Consider the following 20,125-nt stretch of genomic DNA (forward strand, 5'->3'; position numbering starts at 1 on the left):
TCAGTCCTTCAGCGCGACGCGGATGCCGAGCGCGATGAACGTCGCGCCGGCGATCCGGTCGAGCCACACGCCGGCCTTCGGGCGGCGCTTCAGCCACGCGCCGATCATCCCCGCGCCGACGCCGAACAGCGAGAACACCACGGCCGTCTGCAGCATGAACAGCGCGCCGAGTTCGAACATCTGCAGCGTTACGCTCTGCCCGCCGTGCGGATCGACGAACTGCGGCAGGAACACGACGAAGAACAGCGTGACCTTCGGGTTCATCAGGTTGCCGATCACGCTCTGCCGGAAGATCGTGCCGAGCGGCTGCGGCGGACGCTCATGCGCATTCGCGAGGCCCTGGCTGCGCAGCGCCTTGATGCCGATCCACACGAGGTACGCGGCGCCCGCGAGCTTCAGGATCTCGAACGCGACCGGCGACGAACGCAGCACGGCCGCGACGCCGAGCGCCGCGAGCGTCGTGTGGAACAGGATCCCGGCCGTGAAGCCAAGCGCGGCGACGAAGCCGGCCGCACGGCCTTGCGAGATGCCGCGTGCGAGCACCTGCAGGTTGTCGGGACCCGGCGCGAACGTGATCGCGATCGACGTGGCAAGAAACAGCATGAAGTTGGGCATCGTGACCTCGCTGCTAATGTGAATTCAGGTGGATTCAGGCGTGGATTCAGGCAGGCCGGCGTTCAGTGGCCGGAGAATTCGGTAACGGTATAGACGGGCAGCCCCGCGTTGCGCAGCAGCGCCGAGCCGCCGAGATCGGGCAGGTCGATGATCGCCGCGCCTTCGACCACTTCCGCGCCGAGCCGCTGCAGCAGGTTGCGCCCCGCCATCATCGTGCCGCCGGTCGCGATCAGGTCGTCCATGATGATCACGCGGTCGCCGGGGCGGCACGCATCTTCATGGATCTCGACCGTCGCGCTGCCGTATTCGAGGTCGTACGATTCCGAGCGCGTCTTGTACGGCAGCTTGCCGACCTTGCGGATCGGCACGAAGCCGACGCTCAGTTCGTACGCGACGATCGGCGCGATGATGAAGCCGCGCGCGTCGAGGCCCGCGACGTAGTCGAGCTTCGCATCGACATAGCGCTCGACGAACAGGTCGACGAGGATGCGCAGTGCCTTCGGGCTCTGCAGCAGCGTCGTAATGTCGCGGAACATCACGCCCGGCTGCGGCCAGTCGGGCACCGTGCGGATCTGGCTGTGGATGAAGGCGACCGGATCGAGCGGTGCGCCCGACGACGAATGCGGCATGAAACTCTCCGAAAAAAACGGTGCGCGAAGATCGGGCACCGTTTCGAATAAATACGGGTCAGGTTATGAAACCAAGCGCGGCTCAAGCGGCCGCGGCCGGCGGATCGCGCCGATGGCGCGACAGCCGCTCCTCCGCGAGCGCGAGCGCCTCGGGCAGCCCGCGCAGCACGACGATGTCGCTCGCGCGCAGCTTGGTCTGCGGATCGGGTTCGACGCCGCGGATGCCGTGCCGACGGATCGCCGTGACTTCGAGCCCGAGTGCATACAGCCCCAGTTCTTCCAGCGAACGCCCGACCGCGTCCGCGCGCGCATCGACCGGCACCGATTGTAGCCGCACCTGCTCGTGGTCGTCGTCGTCCGCGTCGTCCGCGCCGCGGAAATAGCCGCGCAGCAGGCTGTAGCGTTCGTCGCGCATTTCCTCGACGCGCCGCACGACCTTGCGCATCGGCACGCCGACCAGCACCAGCGTGTGCGACGCGAGCATCAGGCTGCCCTCGACGATCTCCGGGATCACCTCGGTCGCGCCGGCCGCGAGCAGCTTCTCGAGATCGGCATCGTCGACGGTGCGCACGATCGCGGGCAGCGTCGGCTCGAGTTCGTGCACGTGATGCAGCACGCGCAGCGCGGACGGCGTGTTCGCATAGGTGATCGCCACGGCCGCCGCACGGTGGATACCGGCCGCGAGCAGCGATTCGCGGCGCGCCGCGTCGCCGAACACGACCGATTCGCCGGCCGTCGCAGCCGCGCTCACGCGATCGGGGTCGAGGTCGAGCGCCACGTACGAAATGCCTTCCTGTTCGAGCATCCGCGCCAGGTTCTGGCCCGCGCGGCCGTAGCCGCAGATGATCACGTGGCCGCGCTGCTTCAGGCTTTGCGTCGCGATCCGCGTCATCTGCAGCGACTGCTGCATCCATTCGGTCGACGACAGCCGCATCACGATCCGGTCGGCGTTCTGGATCAGGAACGGCGCGGCGAGCATCGACAGCAGCATCGACGCGAGGATTGCCTGCAGCAGCGTCGAATCGACGAGATGCCGGTCGAGGATCAGGTTCAGCAGCACGAAGCCGAATTCGCCGGCCTGCGCGAGCCCGATACCGGTGCGCATCGCGACACCCGGTGTCGCGCCGAACAGCCGCGCGAGCCCGGCGATCATCGTTCCCTTGAACAGGATCTGGCCGACGAAGAAACCGAGCACGAGGAACGGGTGCTCCCAGATCACGCGCGGATCGAGCAGCATCCCCGTCGTCACGAAGAACAGGCCGAGCAGCACGTCGCGGAACGGCTTGATGTCCTCCTCCACCTGATGGCGGAACGGCGTCTCGGAGATCAGCATCCCCGCGATGAACGCGCCGAGCGCGAGCGACAGGCCGAAGCGGTCGGTGATGAACGCGGCGCCGAGCGTGACGAGCAGCAGGTTCAGCACGAACAGTTCCTGCGAACGGCGCCGCGCGACGACGTTGAGCCAGCGCGTCATGAAGCGCTGGCCGACGATCAGCAGCAGCGCGAGCGCGATCACGATCTTGACGGCCGCGAAGCCGAGTGTGATCGCGAGATCCTTCGACGACTCGGCGCCGAACGCGGCGATCACGATCAGCAGCGGCACCACCGCGAGATCCTGGAACAGCAGCACGCCGAAGATGTTGCGGCCGTGCTCGGTCTCGATCTCGAGCCGCTCGGCGAGCATCTTCGACACGATCGCCGTCGACGACATCGCGAGCGCGCCGCCGAGCGCAATGCTGCCTTGCCACGTGATGTGCACCCAGTGCTCGAACAGTGCGCCCAGCACGAGCGCCAGCACGAGCGTCGCGACGACCTGCAGCAGCCCGAGCCCGAACACGAGCCGCTGCATCGACCTCAGCTTCGCCAGCGAGAACTCGAGGCCGATCGAAAACATCAGGAACACCACGCCGAATTCCGCGAGATGCTCGGCCCGTTCGAGATCCGCCGCGATGCCGAACGCGTGCGGGCCGACCAGGATGCCGACGGTCAGGTAGCCGAGCATCGGCGGCAGGTTCAACGAGCGGAATACGACGACGCCCACCACTGAAGCCAGCAGCAGCAGCAGGGTCATTTCGAGCGGGGAAATCACAGGCGAAGCGTCCTCGTTCGTCGGGGCCACGGCAATGCGGGCGCGGGTGGTGGCGGTGGACAGGCGACTTCGGACGAGTCTGAAGGCCCGGCGCGGCGAACAAACGCCTTTGCTATACTCCGCGCATGATAGCGAAAATCAATGATGACCGGGCGCTCGCGCTCGCCCGCGACGTGCTCGACATCGAGGCGGACGCCGTGCGCGCGCTGCGCGACCAGCTCAACGGCGGCTTCGTCCAGGCCGTTGCGCTGCTGCTCGGCTGCCGCGGCCGCGTGGTGGTGTCCGGTATCGGCAAATCGGGGCATATCGCCCGCAAGATCGCGGCCACGCTCGCCAGCACCGGCACGCCGGCCTTCTTCGTCCACCCGGCCGAGGCCAGCCACGGCGACCTCGGGATGGTCACCTCGGACGACGTCTTCATCGGCATCTCCTATTCAGGCGAATCGGAAGAACTCGTCGCGATCCTGCCGCTCGTGAAGCGGATCGGCGCGAAGCTGATCGCGATCACGGGCCGCGCGGAATCGAGCCTCGGCACGCTCGCCGACGTGAACCTGAACGCCGCGGTCTCGAAAGAGGCCTGCCCGATGAACCTCGCGCCCACCGCGAGCACGACCGCCGCGCTCGCGCTCGGCGACGCGCTCGCCGTTGCCGTGCTCGACGCGCGCGGCTTCGGCTCGGAAGATTTCGCGCGCTCGCACCCGGGCGGCGCACTCGGCCGGCGCCTGCTCACCTACGTGCGCGACGTAATGCGCTCGGGCGACGACGTCCCGTCCGTCGGGCTCGACGCGACGCTGTCGGACGCGCTGTTCCAGATCACCGCGAAGCGCCTCGGCATGACCGCCGTGGTCGACGCCGGTGGCAAGGTCGCCGGCATCTTCACCGATGGCGACCTGCGCCGCGTGCTCGCGCGCGACGGCGACTTCCGCACGCTGCCGATCACCGACGTGATGACGCGCGACCCGCGCACGGTTGCACCGGATCACCTGGCGGTCGAGGCCGTGGAACTGATGGAGCGCCACCGGATCAACCAGATGCTGGTGGTCGATGCCGACGGCGTGCTGATCGGCGCGCTGAACATGCACGACCTGTTTTCGAAGAAGGTGATCTGATGAGCGCAGCGCTGACTGCGGCCGAACGCGCGAGCCGCGTGAAGCTGATGATTTTCGACGTCGACGGTGTGCTGACCGACGGCGGCCTGCTGTTTACGGCAGCCGGCGACGCGATGAAGTCGTTCAATTCGCTCGACGGCCACGGCGTGAAGCTGCTCGGCGAAGCCGGCATCGCAACCGCGATCATCACGGGCCGCCGCTCGGAAATCGTCGCGGCACGCGCGAAGGAAATGAAGATCGCGCACCTGTTCCAGGGCGTCGAGAACAAGCTCACCGTGTTCGCCGACCTGATCGCATCGCTCGGCCTCACCTCCGACCAGTGCGGTTACATGGGCGACGACTGGCCCGACCTGCCCGTGATGCTGCGCTGCGGCTTCGCGACCGCCCCCGCGAATGCGCACCCCGAGGTGATCGCCCGCGCGCACTGGGTGGCCGAGGCCCGCGGCGGCCACGGCGCCGTCCGCGAAGTCTGCGACGCGATCCTGCGCGCCCAGCGCCGCTACGACGCGCTGCTCGCGGCCGCCTGCGGAGCCTGACGGATGAACACGCATTTCCGCTGGACCCAGCTGCTGCCGCTCGTCGCGGTCGCCGCGCTCGCGGGCATCACCTGGTGGCTGCTGCAGGCCACGCTGCCGCCGCCCGGCGAGGGCACCGTGCAGCCGAAGCGCCATACGCCCGACTATTTCGCGGACAACTTCTCGGTCACCGAACTCGACCAGTCCGGCTCGACCCAGTACCGGCTGACGGCCGCGAAGCTGATCCATTACGAAGACACTGAAGACAGCGACCTGACCGATCCGGCCATGCGCGCATTCCAGCCCGGCAAGCCGGTCGTGACGACCACCTCGAAGCGCGGCACCGTCAATGGCGACGTGTCGATCGTCGACTTGTACGACGACGCACGCATCCTGCGCGCGGCCGGCGGCGGCGATCCGCAGATGCAGGCCGATTCCCAGCATTTCCGGATCTTCGTCAATGACGATGTGATCCAGACCGAAAAGCCGGTTAAACTTCAGCGCGGCCTGTCGCTCGTCAACGCGACCGACGGCATGAAGTACAACAACGTCACCCGGGTCATCGAGCTTTACGGCAACGTGCGCGGCACGATCGCCGCGGCGGACACGTCCGGCGGCTCGAAAGGTCAACCCAAGTGACGCATCCCTCACGTGACTGCATGAACGAACCGTTCCCTCGACTGATTTCCGGCGGCGCTGCGCGCGCCGTCCGCGCCGCGCTTGCCGCGACGCTCGTGGCGCTCCCGCTGGTCGGGCTGGCGCCGCTCGCCCATGCCGAGAAGGCCGACCAGAGCAAGCCGATCAACGTCGAGGCCGACAACCTGACCTATGACGACTTGAAGCAGGTCACGGTCGCAACCGGCAACGTCGTGATCACGAAGGGCACGATCATCATCAAGGGTGATCGCGTCGAAGTGCGCCAGGACCCGGAAGGCTATCAGTACGCAACCTCGTTCGGCAGCGGCAAGAAGCACGCGACGTTCCGCCAGAAGCGCGAAGGCCTCGACGAGTACATCGACGGCGACGCCGAGCGCATCGACTACGACGGCAAGCAGGACCTGACCACGCTGACCACCGCCGCGACCGTGCGCCGCCTGCAGGGCTCGTCGACCGTCGCCGATACCGTGCACGGCAGCGTGATCACGTACGACGGCCAGCGCGACTTCTACACCGCGAAGGGCGGCAAGGACGTCGCCGCGCCGGGTAACCCGAACGGCCGCGTGCGCGCGATGCTGTCGCCGAAGAACGGCGGCCCCGCGCCGCTGAACGGCGCGCCGGCAAAGCTGTCGCCGTCGACCACGATCCAGGGGGCGCCGGGCCAATGAACGCGTTACCGAACCGCCAGCCGGCCGGCACCACGAGCTCGCTCGTCGTCCGCAACCTGAAGAAGCGCTACGGCTCGCGCACGGTCGTCAAGGACGTATCGCTCGACGTGAAGAGCGGCGAAGTCGTCGGCCTGCTCGGCCCGAACGGCGCCGGCAAGACCACGTCGTTCTACATGATCGTCGGCCTCGTGCCGCTCGACGCAGGCGAGATCTCGCTGAACGGCAGCTCGATCAGCCTGCTGCCGATCCACAAGCGCGCGTCGCTCGGCCTGTCGTACCTGCCGCAGGAAGCGTCCGTGTTCCGCAAGCTGACCGTCGAGGAGAACATCCGCGCGGTGCTCGAGCTGCAGTACGGCGAAGACGGCAAGCGGCTGTCGAAGGACGCGATCTCGTCGCGCGCCGAAGCGCTGCTCGACGAGCTGCAGATCGGCCACCTGCGCGAGAATCCCGCGCTGTCGCTGTCGGGCGGCGAGCGGCGCCGGGTCGAAATCGCGCGCGCGCTGGCGACCAACCCGAACTTCATCCTGCTCGACGAACCGTTCGCCGGCGTCGACCCGATCGCGGTGCTCGAGATCCAGAAGATCGTCAAGTTCCTGAAGCAGCGCAACATCGGCGTGCTGATTACCGATCACAACGTCCGCGAAACGCTCGGCATCTGCGACCACGCTTACATCATCAGCGACGGCTCGGTGCTCGCCGCCGGTGCGCCGAGCGAAATCATCGAAAACGAGAGCGTGCGCCGCGTGTACCTCGGCGAACACTTCCGGATGTAACTCTCCCTCGTGGCTGGCTGCACCCCGCCCGGCGCCGCCGCGCGGGGCCGCGCCCTGCTTCGCGGCCATGCCCGCGGCCGGGCGGCGCGCCGCGCGTAATCGCGGATGGCTCAACGCGCCTGGGTCGTGGCAAACTGCCGGTATGACTCCCTCCTCGCCATGAAAGCCAGCCTTCAACTCCGCCTGTCGCAACATCTGGCGCTGACGCCCCAGCTACAGCAGTCGATCCGGCTCCTGCAGTTGTCGACGCTCGAATTGCAGCAGGAAGTCGCGATGGCCGTCGCGCAGAACCCGCTGCTCGAGAACGACGACGAATGGATCGCGAGCCCGCTGCGTGTCGCAGCGGACGGATCGTTGATCGCGCAGACGCCTCCCGCACAGAACACCGAGCCCGCTTCGACGAACAGCGGCAGTTCGTCGAGCGATCGCGCCGAGCGCGACGAGCCGGCCGGCGCGGATGAATACGACAGCTACGCGTCCGGCGACGGCAACGACGGCCCGCAGTGGAACCTCGACGAATTCGGCCGCTCGAGCGGCGCGTCCGACGACGACGACCTCCCGCCGCTGCAGGTGCAGGAAGCGGCGACGTCGCTGCGCGACCACCTGTCCGCGCAGCTGCGCGTCACGCAGGCCGGCCCGCGCGATCGTGCGCTCGTGATGTTCCTGATCGAATCGCTCGACGACGACGGCTACCTGACCGCCACGCTCGACGAAGTGCTCGCCGACCTGCCGTCCGAGCTGGAGATCGACTGCGACGAACTGAACGCCGCGCTCGCGCTGCTGCACAGCTTCGACCCGGCCGGGGTCGGTGCCCGTTCGGCATCCGAGTGCCTGAGGCTGCAGTTGCTGCGCCTCGATCCGTCCCCGACACGCACGCTCGCGCTCGAGATCGTGTCGCAGCATCTCGAACTGCTCGCCGCACGCGACTTCACGCGGCTTCGCAAGCACCTGAAGGCGAGCGACGACGCGCTGCGCGACGCGCACACGCTGATCCGCTCGCTGGAGCCGTTCCCCGGCGCCGCATACGGCAAGGCCGAGGCCGACTACGTCGTGCCCGACATCATCGTGAAGAAGGCCGGCCAGGGATGGCTCGCGGAGCTCAATCCGGAGGTCGTGCCGCGCCTGCGGATCAACAACCTCTACGCGAACATCCTGCGCAACAGCCGAGGCGATCCGTCGGCCGGTTCGCTCAAACAGCAGCTCCAGGAAGCACGCTGGCTGATCAAGAACATCCAGCAGCGATTCGACACGATCCTGCGTGTCGCGCAGGCGATTGTCGAGCGTCAAAAGAACTTCTTTGCGCACGGTGAAATTGCCATGCGCCCCTTGGTTTTGCGGGAAATAGCTGATACGCTGGGCCTACACGAGTCGACTGTCAGCCGTGTGACAACCGGGAAGTACATGCTGACCCCGTTCGGGACGCTTGAATTTAAGTACTTCTTCGGATCTCACGTTTCGACCGACACCGGTGGCGCCGCTTCGTCGACAGCCATCCGAGCCCTCATCAAGCAACTGATAGGAGCTGAAGACCCTAAATCGCCACTTTCGGACAGCCGCATTGCCGAGCTGCTGGCAGAACAAGGATTCGTGGTCGCGCGCCGCACGGTTGCGAAGTATCGCGAAGCCCTCAAGATCCCGGCAGTGAATCTGCGCAAGTCTCTTTAAGCCTGCTGCCTGCCCGGCGGCAGGCGTGTTCCGGCCACCGCGCATACGGGGAACAGGCCGGGCGACCTGTCCGCGATACACCGCCTCGTGCGGCACGGGCAAGTCGACCGGAGCGCCGCCTCGATGCGGCCGCGTGGTCACTCGCTTGGAGAAGCACTATGAACCTGAAGATCAGTGGACATCATCTCGAAGTCACGCCTGCAATTCGCGAATACGTGATCACCAAGCTGGACCGGGTGCTACGGCATAGCGATCAGGTGATCGATGGCACTGTGATCCTCTCGGTCGACAACCACAAGGAAAAGGACAAGCAGCAGCGCGCGGAAATCAATCTGCACCTGAAGGGCAAGGACATCTTCGTCGAAAGTGCGAACGGCAACCTGTACGCAGCGATCGACTTGCTGATCGACAAGCTGGACCGCCAGGTCGTCAAGCACATGGAGCGCCTGCAAACGCATGCGCACGACCCGATCAAGCTTCAGCCGTCGATCGACCAGATCGAACTGCCGCCGCAGTAACCTTCACCGCAACACACACGTCGCCCGGTTCGCCGGGCGTTTTTTTTGCGACTCCGCGCAGTGGTGCAACCGGTCCGTCCGCGCTGCGCCACGCACGCGGCTGTGCTCTATAATGTTCCGGTTATCGCCGGGGGGCGCGGGATGCGGTAGCTGCCTTGCAGGTTGCCGATGCCGAACGCCTTGATATCGCCGAACATGGATAATCAGTCTGCCGCCGCAAGGAGACCCCAGGCCGCCCAATCGCCTGCCAACATGAATCGCCTAGCCAAAATCCTGCCCATAGAGAACGTCGTCATCGACCTCTCAGTCACCAGCAAGAAACGCGTGTTCGAACAAGCCGGGCTGATGTTCGAGAATCAGAACGGCATCGCCCGCAGCACCGTCACGGACAACCTGTTCGCGCGCGAGCGCCTCGGCTCGACCGGACTCGGCGAAGGCGTCGCGATTCCGCACGGGCGCATCAAGGGTCTCAAGCACCCGCTCGCCGCGTTCGTCCGGCTCGCCGATGCGATCCCGTTCGAAGCACCCGACGGCCAGCCGGTCGGCCTCCTGATTTTCCTGCTCGTGCCCGAGCAAGCCACCCAGCAGCACCTCGAGATCCTGTCGGAAATCGCGCAACTGCTGTCCGATCGCGACGCACGCGAGCGTCTGCACAACGAAACGGATATCGCCGAGTTGCATCGCCTGCTCACTCAGTGGCAACCTTGAGTTGATCCGGGCGGAATATTTCCCCGTACGCGGCGGCACACGCCGCCGTTCAGGGCCGCCCGGCGCCGGCCCGGCATGGCGACGCCCGTCGCCGCGCGCACGCACCGGCCCATTGGAGTGACGAGAGTCATGGATACGTCCAGCATCAACGCCCAGAGCATCTTCGACGACAACGCGGCCACGCTGAAATTGAGCTGGCTGACGGGGCATGAAGGCTGGGAGCGCGGCTTTTCGGCCGACACCGTCGGCAATGCAACCTCGAGCGCCGACCTCGTCGGCCACCTGAACCTGATCCACCCGAACCGGATCCAGGTGCTCGGCGAAGCCGAAATCGACTACTACCAGCGGCAGACCGACGAAGACCGCTCGCGCCACATGGCCGAGCTGATCGCGCTCGAACCGCCGTTCCTCGTCGTCGCCGGCGGCGCCGCGGCGCCGCCCGAGCTCGTGCTGCGGTGCACGCGCTCGTCGACCCCGCTGTTCACGACGCCGATGTCGGCCGCCGCGGTGATCGACAGCCTGCGGCTCTACATGTCGCGCATCCTCGCACCGCGCGCGACGCTGCACGGCGTGTTCATCGATATCCTCGGGATGGGCGTGCTGCTGACCGGCGATTCGGGCCTCGGCAAGAGCGAACTCGGCCTCGAGCTGATCAGCCGCGGCCACGGCCTCGTCGCCGACGACGCGGTCGATTTCGTCCGACTTGGCCCCGATTTCGTCGAAGGGCGCTGCCCGCCGCTGCTGCAGAACCTGCTCGAAGTGCGCGGCCTCGGCCTGCTCGACATCAAGACGATCTTCGGCGAAACCGCCGTGCGGCGGAAAATGAAGCTGAAGCTGATCGTCCAGCTCGTGCGGCGCCCCGACGGCGAATTCCAGCGCCTGCCGCTCGAAAGCCAGACCGTCGACGTGCTCGGCTTGCCGATCAGCAAGGTCACGATCCAGGTCGCGGCCGGCCGCAACCTCGCGGTGCTCGTCGAGGCGGCCGTCCGGAACACGATCCTGCAGTTGCGCGGAATCGACACGTTGCGCGATTTCATGGATCGGCAACGACTCGCGATGCAAGATCCCGACAGTCAGTTCCCCGGCAAATTGGTGTAACCCGCACGCGCCGGCCACGCAACGCCGACGCGTCTGGCCGGTGCTATGATGAAACGTCAGGATTCACTGCTTCCCATGCGCATCGTCCTCATCACCGGCATCTCCGGCTCAGGCAAGTCCGTCGCGCTGAACGCGCTCGAAGACGCAGGCTATTACTGCGTCGACAACCTGCCGCCGCACGTGCTCCCCGAACTCGCCCTCTACCTCGCCGGAGAGGGCCAGCACCGGCTCGCGGTCGCGATCGACGCGCGCTCGAGCGCGTCGCTCGACGAGATGCCCGGCCTGATCCGCGATCTGTCGCGCGAGCACGACGTGCGCGTGCTGTTCCTCAATGCAAGCACCCAGGCACTGATCCAGCGCTTCTCCGAAACGCGCCGCCGCCATCCGCTGTCGGGCTCGCTGTCGCACGATGCGGACGTCGGCCTGCTGTCGTCGCTCGAGGAAGCGATCGAGCGCGAGCGCCATCTCGTCGCGCCGCTCGCCGAATTCGGCCACCAGATCGACACGAGCACGCTGCGCGCGAACGCGCTGCGTACATGGGTCAAGCGCTTCATCGAGCAGAAGAACAACGACCTGATGGTGATGTTCGAATCGTTCGGCTTCAAGCGCGGCGTGCCGCTCGACGCCGACCTGATGTTCGACGTGCGCGCGCTGCCGAATCCGTACTACGACCACGAGTTGCGCCCGCTCACCGGGCTCGACCAACCGGTCATCGCCTTTCTCGACGCACTGCCGATCGTCCACCAGATGATCGACGACATCCATGCGTTCCTGTTGAAATGGCTGCCGCACTTCCGCGATGACAACCGCAGCTACCTGACCGTCGCCATCGGCTGCACGGGCGGGCAGCATCGTTCGGTGTTCATCGCGGAAACGCTCGCCGCGCGCCTTGCGCACGACGCGAACGTGATCGTGCGGCATCGTGACGCGCCAGTGGATGTCGACGCGTCGTCGCGGCTCGTCTCCGAGGTCAACCGACCCTAGCGACGCACGCCCCAACGCCCGCGCGCCATGTCCTCCCTATCGACCACCCTGATCGACCTGCCGCTGTTTCCGCTGCACACGGTGCTGTTTCCGGGGGGGCTGCTCCCGCTCAAGGTGTTCGAGGCACGCTACCTCGACATGTCCCGCGCGTGCCTGCGCGACGATGCGCCGTTCGGCGTGTGCCTGCTGAAGAGCGGGCCCGAGGTCGCGCAGGACGGCGCCGTGTCGGTGCCCGAGACCATCGGCTGCATGGCGCGCATCACCGAGTGCGATACCGGCGAATTCGGCATGCTTTACCTGCAGGCGGTCGGCACGCAGCGTTTCGAGTTGCTCTCGTATCGCGTCGAAGGCAACGGGCTGCTGGTCGGCATCGCGGAGCCGCTGCCCGACGACATCCCGCTCGAAGGCGAGCAGACGCTCGCGCAGTTCGGCTCGTGCGCCGAAGTGCTCGAGCGCATCATCGACGCACTGAAGAAATCCGAACCGGGCAAAATGCCGTTCGGCGAACCGTTCCGCCTCGACGATCCGAGCTGGGTGTCGAACCGCCTCGCGGAACTGCTGCCGCTCGACCTGCGCGCGCGGCAGAAGCTGATGGAGTTTCCGGACGTCGGCGCGCGCATCGACGCCGTGCACCACGTGCTCGACCGGCACGGGTGGTTATAAAGGGCCCCTCGCGCCAGACCCCCGAGGGGGTCAGGAAAACGTGGGACGGCCCGGCGTTTTCTTGAGCGCCCGCCCCTCCCCTTTCGTTACAACAGCGGCCCGCTCAGTGCATCGAGCAGCTTACGCACGGGCGCCGGCACGCCATATGCGTCGAGCCGGCTCAGCGGCACCCAGGCGGTATCCGCATCCCGCGCGCCCGAAGGCAGGCCGCCACCGTCAGCCATGTCGCTCAGCCGCGGCTCGATCTCGAGCCGGAAATGCGTAAACGTGTGCATGAGCGGCGCGAGCGGCACCGTGCCGCCGCCGCCGAAGCCGCGCGCGAGTTCTGCGAGCGCGGCATCACCGTCCGCTTGCGGCAGGCTCCACAGCCCGCCCCAGATGCCGGTCGGCGGCCGCCGCTCGAGCAGCACGGCATCGCCGTTGCGCAGCACGAGCATCCAGGTCTTGCGTGTCGGCACGGCCTTCTTCGGCCGCGCGGCCGGCAGCTCGCGCTGGCGGCCCGTCGATTGCGCGACGCAGTCGCCCGCGAACGGGCAGCGTGCGCAATCGGGCTTGCCGCGCATGCACAGCGTCGCGCCGAGATCCATCAGCCCCTGCGTATACGCGCTCACGTCGGCCGGGTTCGCGGCGTCCGGCAACAGCGATTCGGCGAGCGCCCACATGTCGTTCTCGACGCGCTTCTCGCCCGGAAAGCCCTCGACGCCGAACACCCGTGCAAGCACGCGCTTCACGTTGCCGTCGAGGATCGTCGCGCGCGCGCCGTACGCGAACGACGCGATCGCCGCGGCCGTCGAACGGCCGATGCCCGGCAGTTCGGCCAGCGCGTCGGGCGTCGCCGGAAACGCACCACCATGCTCGGCGACGACGACCTGCGCGCAGCGATGCAGGTTGCGCGCGCGCGAGTAGTAGCCGAGCCCCGCCCACAGCGCCATCACGTCGTCGGTCGGCGCAGCCGCGAGCGCGGCGACGTCGGGGTAGCGTTCGAGAAAGCGCGTGTAATACGGGATGACGGTCGATACCTGCGTCTGCTGCAGCATGATTTCCGACAGCCAGATCCGGTACGGATCACGGGTGTTCTGCCACGGCAGGTCGTGGCGGCCATGCTCGCGCTGCCATGCGACCAGGCGCGTGGCGAACGTACGATGCAGCGGCGTGACGGGGAACGGAGCGGGGGCGATGCGGGGCGGCTTCAAGTTATCTGATCGTGAAAAAAGGTTTCAACGCTGGCACGTCGGGCAGAAATAGGTCGACCGCTGGCCCTGCACGATCTGGCGGATCGGCGTGCCGCATACGCGGCAGGGCTGGCCCGCACGGTCGTAGACGAAGCAGTCGAGCTGGAAATAACCGCTTTCGCCGTTGCTGCCGACGAAATCGCGCAACGTGCTGCCGCCGCGCTCGATCGCGTCGGCGAGCGTCGCGCGCACCGCGTCGGCCAGCCGCTCGTAGCGCGGCAGCGAGACCTTGCCGGCGGCCGTCGTCGGCCGGATGCCGGCGCGAAACAGGCTCTCCGACGCATAGATGTTGCCGACGCCGACGACCATGTCGCCCGCAAGCAGCGCCTGCTTGACCGACACTGTGCGGCTGCGCGTGCGCGCGTGCAGCAGCGCGCCGGTAAACGCCGGCGAGAACGGCTCGACGCCGAGGCTCGCGAGGAGCGGGTGCGCATGCACGTCGCCGGCTTCGCGCGGGTGCCACAGCACCGCGCCGAAGCGGCGCGGATCGCGGAACCGCAGCACGAATTCGTCGAAGATCCAGTCGATGTGGTCATGCTTCGCGGCGACCGGCACGCCGTCCGCGGGCAGCACGCGCAGCGTGCCCGTCATGCCGAGGTGGACGATGAACCAGCCCGCGTCGACCTCGAACAGCAGGTACTTGCCGCGACGCTCGACGGCGAGCACTTCGCGCGCGCGCAACTGCTCGGCGAGCCCGGCCGGCACGGGCCAGCGCAGCATCGCGGTACGGACGTCGACACGCTCGACGCGACGGCCCGCGACAAAGGGCTCGATGCCCCGGCGCGTGACTTCAACTTCTGGCAACTCTGGCATTGTTTGCGGGTCTGAGACTCGATTTACGATCGTGCGTGTATTGTAGCGAGCGCGTTACAATCGGTTGAAACATCGAACGGATTTCCATGACCCTGCCCTCGAAGCTGCTTCAGAAGCGCCCCGCCGCCGAGCGCGGCGTGCGTGCCTTCCCGGTCCGCCGTGCACTCGGCGCCGCGCTGTTTGCCGCCTGGACCCTTACCGCCTTCCCGGCTCACGCGCAGGATCCGGCATCGGACGACGCGGAGTCGCAGGGCGCGTTCGAGCATGTGATGCCGGACGAGCAGAAGAATCTTCCCGGCGTGCCGCTGACGAGCCAGATCGTCTACCAGGTGCTCGCCGCCGAGGTCGCGCTGCAGCGCAACCAGCCCGCGCCGGCCTACCAGACCTATCTCGCGCTCGCCCGCGACACGCGCGATCCGCGCATGGCGCAGCGTGCGACCGAGATCGCGCTCGGCGCGCAGAGCCCGGCCGACGCGCTGTCCGCCGCGAACCTGTGGCGCCAGTACGCACCGGATTCGAATCGCGCATCGCAGGTCGACGCCGCGCTGCTGGTGCTCGCCGGCAAGCCGGCCGATGCGCAGCCGATGCTCGCGCGCGAACTGGCACGGGCGACCGGCGAGACGCGCGGCCCGGCGATCCTCGCGCTGCAGGCGCTGCTCGTGCGCGGCCCCGACCGCGTCGGCGGCCTCGCGGTACTGAAGGACATGCTGAAGAGCGACCTGAACCGGCCCGAGGCCCAGCTCGCGATCGCGCGCCAGCAGCTCGCGGTCGACGACAAGGACGGCGCCGCGCAGTCGCTGAAGCAGGCGCTGCAAATCCGCCCCGACTACCTGCCGGCGGCCCTGATGCTGTCGCAGATGGGCCCCGCGGAACGCGCGGCGGGCATCGCATCGTTCGAGAAGTACGTTCAGCAGAATCCGAAGTCGCGCGATGCGCGGCTCGCGCTGTCGCAACTCTATCTCGCCGACGATCGCCTCGACGACGCGCAGAAACAGTTCGAGACGATGCGCAAGCTCGACTCGAAGGATCCGACACCGCTGATGGCGCTCGCGCTGATCAAGATCCAGCAGAAGAAGCTCGACGAAGCGACCGGCTACCTGAAGCAGTACGTACAGCTCGGCGACAAGCAGCCGAACCTCGACGTCGGCCAGGGCTACATCTACCTGGCGCAGATCGCGATCGACCAGAACAACGACGCGCAGGCGTCGCAGTGGCTCGACAAGGTCGATCAGACGAGCCAGCACTACCTCCCCGCGCAGATCACCCGCGCGCAACTGCTGCAGAAACAGGGCAAGACCGACGAGGCGCGCAAGGTGCTCGACGACCTGCCGATCACGGATCCGCGCGATGCGGCCGTGGTCGCACGCACCGACGCGTCGATCCTGTTCACCGCGAAGCGTTATCCGGAAGCCGAGGCGCGGCTCGGGCAGGCGGTTCAGGACTTCCCCGACGATCCCGACCTGCGCTACGACTACGCGATGGCGGCCGAAAAAACCGGCCACTACACGACGATGGAGAAGCAGCTGCGCGAGCTGATCCGCACGCAGCCCGACAATCCGCAGGCGTACAACGCGCTCGGCTATTCGCTCGCCGACCGCAACCAGCGGCTGCCCGAAGCCAGCAAGCTGATCGACAAGGCCATGACGCTCGCGCCGAACGACGCGTACATCATGGACAGCCTCGGCTGGGTGAAGTACCGGATGGGCGATTCGGCGGGCGCCACGAAGGTGCTGCGGCGCGCGTACGAACTGCAGCCGAACGCCGAAATCGGTGCGCATCTCGGCGAAGTGCTGTGGAAGAGCGGCGCGCAGGACGACGCGCGTTCCGCATGGCGTGCCGCGCAGAAGCTCGAGCCGGACAACGATACGCTCGTACAGACGCTGAAACGCCTCCAGATCAACGGTCTCTGATGCAGATGTTCCCGACGTTTTCCCTGTCCTCCCGCGCGCAGCGCACGCTGGCCGCGGCCGGCGCGACGCTCGCGCTGGCCGGCTGCGCGAGCACGCCGCCGTCGGCCAGCGCGCCGGCGGGCGCCGCGCTGCAGACCGCCGCAACGCACGCTTACCATGGCCGCTTCGCGGTGCAATACGACGACCGTCTCGGCAAGCAGCAGAACGTGTACGGCAACTTCGACTGGCAGGAGCACGGCGACGACGTGTCGCTCGAGCTGCGCAGCCCGCTCGGCCAGACGCTGGCGGTCGTGAAGTCGACGCCGCAGGCGGCATCGCTCGAATTGCCGAACCGTCCGACGCAATATGCGCCGGACGTCGGCGACCTGATGCAGAAAACGCTCGGCTTCGAACTGCCGCTCGCGGGCCTGCGCTACTGGCTGCTGCCGACAGCCGCGCCCGCCACGCCCGCGGAGACGGTACGCGATCCGGCCGACGGCACGCGCGTCAAGCAGATCCGCCAGGATGGCTGGACAATCGACTACCTCGCCTACGCGGATGCCCCGGCCACGGGCGTCAAACGCGTCAACCTCGTGCGCGCGACTCCGCCGCTCGACATCAAGCTCGTGCTCGATCAGTGAGCACCGGCCTAGCCCAGACATACGCATGACCGATTCGACCCGCTCGCTGCGCAACTGCCTTGCGCCCGCGAAACTCAACCTGTTCCTGCACATCACCGGCCGCCGTCCGAACGGCTATCACGATCTGCAGAGCGTGTTCCAGTTGCTGAACTGGGGCGACACGCTGCACTTCACGCTGCGCGACGACGGTCGCGTCGCGCGCGTCACCGACGTGCCCGGCGTGCCCGAGGAAAGCGACCTCGTCGTGCGCGCGGCCAACCTGCTGAAAGCGCATACGGGCACCGCGCACGGTGTCGACATCGAAATCGACAAGTGCCTGCCGATGGGGGCCGGCCTCGGCGGCGGCAGCTCCGACGCGGCGACGACGCTGCTCGCGCTGAACCGCCTGTGGCAACTCGACCTGCCGCGCGCCGAGCTCCAGTCGCTCGCGGTAAAACTCGGCGCAGACGTCCCGTTTTTTATTTTTGGAAAAAATGCGTTCGCAGAGGGTATCGGAGAAGAATTAGCTGAGGTACAATTGCCGACTCGCTGGTTCTTGGTTGTAACGCCTCGCGTTCACGTCCCAACCGCTGAAATATTTTCAGATAAGTTGTTGACAAGAGATTCGAAGCGCGTCACAATTACGGACTTTCTTGCACAGCAAAGCAGCGACGCGGGATGGCCAGATAGTTTCGGTCGGAACGATATGCAGCAAGTTGTGACAAGTAAGTACGCGGAAGTTGCGCAGGTGGTCAAATGGTTGTATGATGTGACCCCCGCGAGGATGACCGGCTCCGGAGCAAGTGTGTTTGCAGCGTTTCGCAGCAAGCATGAGGCAGAAGCGGCGCAAGCCAAGCTGCCCACCGGTTGGAACGGTGCAGTTGCCGAGAGCCTGAACGAGCATCCGCTCTTCGCTTTCGCGTCATGAAGTTTTACTTTGCCGGATGGCCTACACGAGTCCGGTGAAGTTATCAGTTAAGTGTAGGGGAGTCGCCAAGTTGGTCAAGGCACCGGATTTTGATTCCGGCATGCGAGGGTTCGAGTCCTTCCTCCCCTGCCAAAAATTTTCCCGCATTTCCCGCCCAAGCCTGAAGCAGGTGCACGATGAGCAGCCACAGCCATGATGGCCTGATGGTCTTTACTGGCAACGCGAATCCCGCGCTCGCCCAGGAAGTCGTCAATATCCTTGGAATCCCCCTCGGCAAAGCAATGGTCAGCCGTTTCTCCGACGGCGAGATCCAGGTCGAGATCCAGGAAAACGTGCGCGGCAAGGACGTCTTCGTCCTGCAATCCACGTGCGCGCCGACGAACGACAACCTGATGGAACTGATGATCATGGTCGATGCGCTCAAGCGCGCATCCGCTGGCCGGATCACTGCTGCCATCCCCTACTTCGGCTACGCCCGTCAGGATCGCCGCCCGCGTTCGGCGCGTGTCGCGATCTCGGCGAAGGTCGTCGCGAACATGCTGGAAATCGCCGGCGTCGAGCGGATCATCACGATGGATCTGCACGCCGACCAGATTCAGGGCTTCTTCGACATCCCGGTCGACAACATCTACGCAACGCCGATCCTGCTGGGTGACCTGCGCAAGCAGAACTACTCGGATCTGCTCGTCGTGTCGCCGGACGTCGGTGGCGTGGTGCGTGCCCGGGCACTCGCGAAGCAGCTCAACTGCGATCTCGCGATCATCGACAAGCGTCGCCCGAAGGCAAACGTCTCCGAAGTGATGAACATCATCGGTGAAGTCGAAGGCCGCACCTGCGTGATCATGGACGACATGGTCGATACGGCAGGCACACTCTGCAAGGCTGCACAAGTGCTGAAGGAGCGCGGCGCGAAGCAGGTATTCGCGTACGCGACGCACCCGGTGCTGTCGGGCGGCGCAGGCGATCGCATCGCCGCATCGGCACTCGACGAGCTGGTCGTCACCGACACGATCCCGCTGTCCGCCGAATCGCTCGGCTGCTCGAAGATCCGTGCACTGACGAGCGCGAGCCTGCTGGCCGAAACGTTCTCGCGAATCCGCCGCGGCGATTCGGTGATGTCGCTGTTCGCGGAATCCTGATCGCGAATCGACTGAACAAAGCATGCGCAGAAAGCGAAGCGGCAACGCTTCGCTTTTTGCACAATCGGACGGGATAGACGAAACCCCGGCCGTTTTATCGGGGGCCGCCGTTTGACGGCCCCGTTTTACTGCCTGGTCGCGGGCAGCTATTGGAGAATTACATGAAAGTCGTCGCTTTCGAGCGCCAAGAGCAAGGTACGGGTGCGAGCCGCCGCCTGCGCAACGCTGGCAAGACCACGGGTATCGTTTACGGTGGCGAAGCAGCCCCGCAAAAGATCGAACTCGATCACAACGCCCTGTGGCACGCCCTGAAGAAGGAAGCTTTCCACTCGTCGATCCTCGACCTCGAAGTGGCTGGCCAGTCGCAACAGGTTCTGCTGCGCGACGTGCAATACCACCCGTTCAAGCAACTGGTGCTGCACGTGGACTTCCAACGCGTTGACGCGAAGAAGAAGCTGCACACGAAGGCACCGCTGCACTTCCTGAACGCTGAAATCAGCCCGGCCGTGAAGCTGTCGAGCGCGATCGTTTCGCACGTCGCGACGGAAATCGAAATCGAGTGCCTGCCGGCTGACCTGCCGGAGTTCCTCGAAGTCGACCTGTCGAAGATCGAAGCCGGTCAATCGCTGCACGCGAAGGACATCACGCTGCCGAAGGGCGTCGCGCTGGTCGCGCACGTCGACGCGGAAAACCCGGTTGTCGCATCGGCGACGGTCCCGGCTGGTGCCGTGTCGGACGCAGCAGAAGGCGAAACGCCGGCTGCCTAAGCGGGCTGCCTGCACCCATCGATCCGTTTCACGAAACGGTCGACGC

Annotated in this window: 21 protein-coding genes and 1 tRNA gene; 17 read left to right on the forward strand and 5 right to left on the reverse strand. The window is 66.4% G+C overall.

What is annotated here, in order from left to right; translation table 11 throughout:
- The 3 genes from BCO18175_RS29425 to BCO18175_RS29435 all read right to left on the reverse strand — a co-directional run bounded on the left by BCO18175_RS29425 (window position 1) and on the right by BCO18175_RS29435 (window position 3,333).
- The gene (locus BCO18175_RS29425; protein ID WP_174916158.1) at window positions 1-615 is read right to left on the reverse strand and encodes a LysE family translocator; all 615 of its coding nucleotides are present in this window, start codon (window positions 613-615) and stop codon (window positions 1-3) included.
- Between the two features lie 62 nt (window positions 616-677).
- Complete coding sequence (locus BCO18175_RS29430; RefSeq protein ID WP_124619465.1) at window positions 678-1,244, reverse strand: adenine phosphoribosyltransferase; 567 nt, start codon at window positions 1,242-1,244, stop codon at window positions 678-680.
- Window positions 1,245-1,326: 82 nt separating this feature from the next.
- Complete coding sequence (locus tag BCO18175_RS29435; RefSeq protein WP_174916159.1) at window positions 1,327-3,333, reverse strand: monovalent cation:proton antiporter family protein; 2,007 nt, start codon at window positions 3,331-3,333, stop codon at window positions 1,327-1,329.
- Between the two features lie 125 nt (window positions 3,334-3,458).
- Here BCO18175_RS29435 and kdsD point away from each other — a divergent pair, with 125 nt between their 5' ends.
- The 11 genes from kdsD (at window position 3,459) to BCO18175_RS29490 (ending at window position 12,691) form a co-directional block, all read left to right on the forward strand.
- On the forward strand, window positions 3,459-4,442 hold the full coding sequence (kdsD, locus tag BCO18175_RS29440) for an arabinose 5-phosphate isomerase KdsD (RefSeq protein ID WP_174971615.1): 984 nt from the start codon (window positions 3,459-3,461) through the stop codon (window positions 4,440-4,442).
- Complete coding sequence (locus tag BCO18175_RS29445; RefSeq protein ID WP_174986201.1) at window positions 4,442-4,978, forward strand: KdsC family phosphatase; 537 nt, start codon at window positions 4,442-4,444, stop codon at window positions 4,976-4,978. The genes kdsD and BCO18175_RS29445 overlap by 1 nt, the downstream gene beginning before the upstream one ends.
- A gap of 3 nt (window positions 4,979-4,981) precedes the next feature.
- Entirely contained in the window at window positions 4,982-5,596 is a 615-nt protein-coding gene (lptC, locus tag BCO18175_RS29450; protein WP_174986203.1) for an LPS export ABC transporter periplasmic protein LptC, read from the forward strand.
- Window positions 5,597-5,616: 20 nt separating this feature from the next.
- The gene (gene lptA, locus BCO18175_RS29455) at window positions 5,617-6,282 is read left to right on the forward strand and encodes a lipopolysaccharide transport periplasmic protein LptA (protein ID WP_174916162.1); all 666 of its coding nucleotides are present in this window, start codon (window positions 5,617-5,619) and stop codon (window positions 6,280-6,282) included.
- On the forward strand, window positions 6,279-7,055 hold the full coding sequence (gene lptB, locus BCO18175_RS29460) for an LPS export ABC transporter ATP-binding protein (RefSeq protein WP_174916163.1): 777 nt from the start codon (window positions 6,279-6,281) through the stop codon (window positions 7,053-7,055). Before lptA ends, lptB begins: the two co-directional genes overlap by 4 nt.
- Window positions 7,056-7,214: 159 nt before the next feature.
- Window positions 7,215-8,720, forward strand: a complete 1,506-nt coding sequence (locus BCO18175_RS29465; RefSeq protein ID WP_174986205.1) for an RNA polymerase factor sigma-54 — start codon at window positions 7,215-7,217, stop codon at window positions 8,718-8,720.
- Between the two features lie 158 nt (window positions 8,721-8,878).
- Entirely contained in the window at window positions 8,879-9,238 is a 360-nt protein-coding gene (hpf, locus tag BCO18175_RS29470) for a ribosome hibernation-promoting factor, HPF/YfiA family (protein WP_006477786.1), read from the forward strand.
- A 168-nt stretch (window positions 9,239-9,406) separates the two neighbouring features.
- Window positions 9,407-9,946: a PTS sugar transporter subunit IIA gene (locus BCO18175_RS29475; RefSeq protein WP_011353226.1), complete on the forward strand. Its 540-nt coding sequence runs from the start codon at window positions 9,407-9,409 to the stop codon at window positions 9,944-9,946.
- 129 nt (window positions 9,947-10,075) lie between these two features.
- Window positions 10,076-11,044: an HPr(Ser) kinase/phosphatase gene (gene hprK / locus BCO18175_RS29480; protein WP_011353227.1), complete on the forward strand. Its 969-nt coding sequence runs from the start codon at window positions 10,076-10,078 to the stop codon at window positions 11,042-11,044.
- 75 nt (window positions 11,045-11,119) lie between these two features.
- Window positions 11,120-12,028 (forward strand): RNase adapter RapZ, encoded by a 909-nt coding sequence (rapZ, locus tag BCO18175_RS29485; protein ID WP_174916166.1) that lies wholly within the window; start codon window positions 11,120-11,122, stop codon window positions 12,026-12,028.
- Between the two features lie 27 nt (window positions 12,029-12,055).
- On the forward strand, window positions 12,056-12,691 hold the full coding sequence (locus BCO18175_RS29490) for an LON peptidase substrate-binding domain-containing protein (protein WP_048246968.1): 636 nt from the start codon (window positions 12,056-12,058) through the stop codon (window positions 12,689-12,691).
- 86 nt (window positions 12,692-12,777) lie between these two features.
- On the opposite strand, the gene mutY is transcribed toward BCO18175_RS29490, so the two are convergent.
- Both mutY and mutM read right to left on the reverse strand, forming a co-directional pair.
- Window positions 12,778-13,884 carry an A/G-specific adenine glycosylase gene (gene mutY, locus BCO18175_RS29495; RefSeq protein ID WP_174986207.1) on the reverse strand — a complete coding sequence of 369 codons (1,107 nt, stop codon included), beginning with the start codon at window positions 13,882-13,884 and terminating at the stop codon, window positions 12,778-12,780.
- 24 nt (window positions 13,885-13,908) lie between these two features.
- Complete coding sequence (mutM, locus tag BCO18175_RS29500; protein WP_174986209.1) at window positions 13,909-14,736, reverse strand: bifunctional DNA-formamidopyrimidine glycosylase/DNA-(apurinic or apyrimidinic site) lyase; 828 nt, start codon at window positions 14,734-14,736, stop codon at window positions 13,909-13,911.
- Between the two features lie 86 nt (window positions 14,737-14,822).
- Here mutM and BCO18175_RS29505 point away from each other — a divergent pair, with 86 nt between their 5' ends.
- The 6 genes from BCO18175_RS29505 to BCO18175_RS29530 all read left to right on the forward strand — a co-directional run bounded on the left by BCO18175_RS29505 (window position 14,823) and on the right by BCO18175_RS29530 (window position 20,079).
- Complete coding sequence (locus BCO18175_RS29505; RefSeq protein ID WP_174986212.1) at window positions 14,823-16,646, forward strand: tetratricopeptide repeat protein; 1,824 nt, start codon at window positions 14,823-14,825, stop codon at window positions 16,644-16,646.
- Window positions 16,646-17,266: a lipoprotein insertase outer membrane protein LolB gene (gene lolB, locus BCO18175_RS29510; protein WP_174916170.1), complete on the forward strand. Its 621-nt coding sequence runs from the start codon at window positions 16,646-16,648 to the stop codon at window positions 17,264-17,266. The genes BCO18175_RS29505 and lolB overlap by 1 nt, the downstream gene beginning before the upstream one ends.
- Before the next feature lie 25 nt (window positions 17,267-17,291).
- A complete protein-coding gene (gene ispE, locus BCO18175_RS29515; protein ID WP_174986214.1) occupies window positions 17,292-18,173 on the forward strand; it encodes a 4-(cytidine 5'-diphospho)-2-C-methyl-D-erythritol kinase in 882 nt (293 codons plus the stop codon).
- A gap of 55 nt (window positions 18,174-18,228) precedes the next feature.
- Window positions 18,229-18,305, forward strand: a tRNA-Gln gene (locus BCO18175_RS29520).
- A gap of 44 nt (window positions 18,306-18,349) precedes the next feature.
- Window positions 18,350-19,312: a ribose-phosphate pyrophosphokinase gene (locus BCO18175_RS29525; protein ID WP_011353235.1), complete on the forward strand. Its 963-nt coding sequence runs from the start codon at window positions 18,350-18,352 to the stop codon at window positions 19,310-19,312.
- Between the two features lie 161 nt (window positions 19,313-19,473).
- Window positions 19,474-20,079, forward strand: coding sequence for a 50S ribosomal protein L25/general stress protein Ctc (locus tag BCO18175_RS29530; protein ID WP_039346059.1), 606 nt, complete (start codon window positions 19,474-19,476; stop codon window positions 20,077-20,079).
- Window positions 20,080-20,125 lie beyond the last annotated feature (46 nt).

It is taken from the genome of Burkholderia lata, from assembly GCF_902499335.1.
GTDB classification, from domain to species: Bacteria; Pseudomonadota; Gammaproteobacteria; order Burkholderiales; family Burkholderiaceae; genus Burkholderia; species Burkholderia lata_B.

Coding starts and splice junctions, on each gene's coding strand:
- hprK (WP_011353227.1), top strand. CDS start 10,076: ATGGATACGTCCAGCATCAACGCCCAGAGCATCTTCGACGACAACGCG.
- BCO18175_RS29525 (WP_011353235.1), top strand. CDS start 18,350: ATGAGCAGCCACAGCCATGATGGCCTGATGGTCTTTACTGGCAACGCG.
- lolB (WP_174916170.1), top strand. CDS start 16,646: ATGCAGATGTTCCCGACGTTTTCCCTGTCCTCCCGCGCGCAGCGCACG.
- lptB (WP_174916163.1), top strand. CDS start 6,279: ATGAACGCGTTACCGAACCGCCAGCCGGCCGGCACCACGAGCTCGCTC.
- mutM (WP_174986209.1), bottom strand. CDS start 14,736: ATGCCAGAGTTGCCAGAAGTTGAAGTCACGCGCCGGGGCATCGAGCCC.
- BCO18175_RS29530 (WP_039346059.1), top strand. CDS start 19,474: ATGAAAGTCGTCGCTTTCGAGCGCCAAGAGCAAGGTACGGGTGCGAGC.
- ispE (WP_174986214.1), top strand. CDS start 17,292: ATGACCGATTCGACCCGCTCGCTGCGCAACTGCCTTGCGCCCGCGAAA.
- lptA (WP_174916162.1), top strand. CDS start 5,617: ATGAACGAACCGTTCCCTCGACTGATTTCCGGCGGCGCTGCGCGCGCC.
- hpf (WP_006477786.1), top strand. CDS start 8,879: ATGAACCTGAAGATCAGTGGACATCATCTCGAAGTCACGCCTGCAATT.
- BCO18175_RS29490 (WP_048246968.1), top strand. CDS start 12,056: ATGTCCTCCCTATCGACCACCCTGATCGACCTGCCGCTGTTTCCGCTG.
- BCO18175_RS29425 (WP_174916158.1), bottom strand. CDS start 615: ATGCCCAACTTCATGCTGTTTCTTGCCACGTCGATCGCGATCACGTTC.
- rapZ (WP_174916166.1), top strand. CDS start 11,120: ATGCGCATCGTCCTCATCACCGGCATCTCCGGCTCAGGCAAGTCCGTC.
- BCO18175_RS29475 (WP_011353226.1), top strand. CDS start 9,407: ATGCCGAACGCCTTGATATCGCCGAACATGGATAATCAGTCTGCCGCC.
- BCO18175_RS29430 (WP_124619465.1), bottom strand. CDS start 1,244: ATGCCGCATTCGTCGTCGGGCGCACCGCTCGATCCGGTCGCCTTCATC.
- BCO18175_RS29445 (WP_174986201.1), top strand. CDS start 4,442: ATGAGCGCAGCGCTGACTGCGGCCGAACGCGCGAGCCGCGTGAAGCTG.
- BCO18175_RS29505 (WP_174986212.1), top strand. CDS start 14,823: ATGACCCTGCCCTCGAAGCTGCTTCAGAAGCGCCCCGCCGCCGAGCGC.
- lptC (WP_174986203.1), top strand. CDS start 4,982: ATGAACACGCATTTCCGCTGGACCCAGCTGCTGCCGCTCGTCGCGGTC.
- kdsD (WP_174971615.1), top strand. CDS start 3,459: ATGATAGCGAAAATCAATGATGACCGGGCGCTCGCGCTCGCCCGCGAC.
- BCO18175_RS29465 (WP_174986205.1), top strand. CDS start 7,215: ATGAAAGCCAGCCTTCAACTCCGCCTGTCGCAACATCTGGCGCTGACG.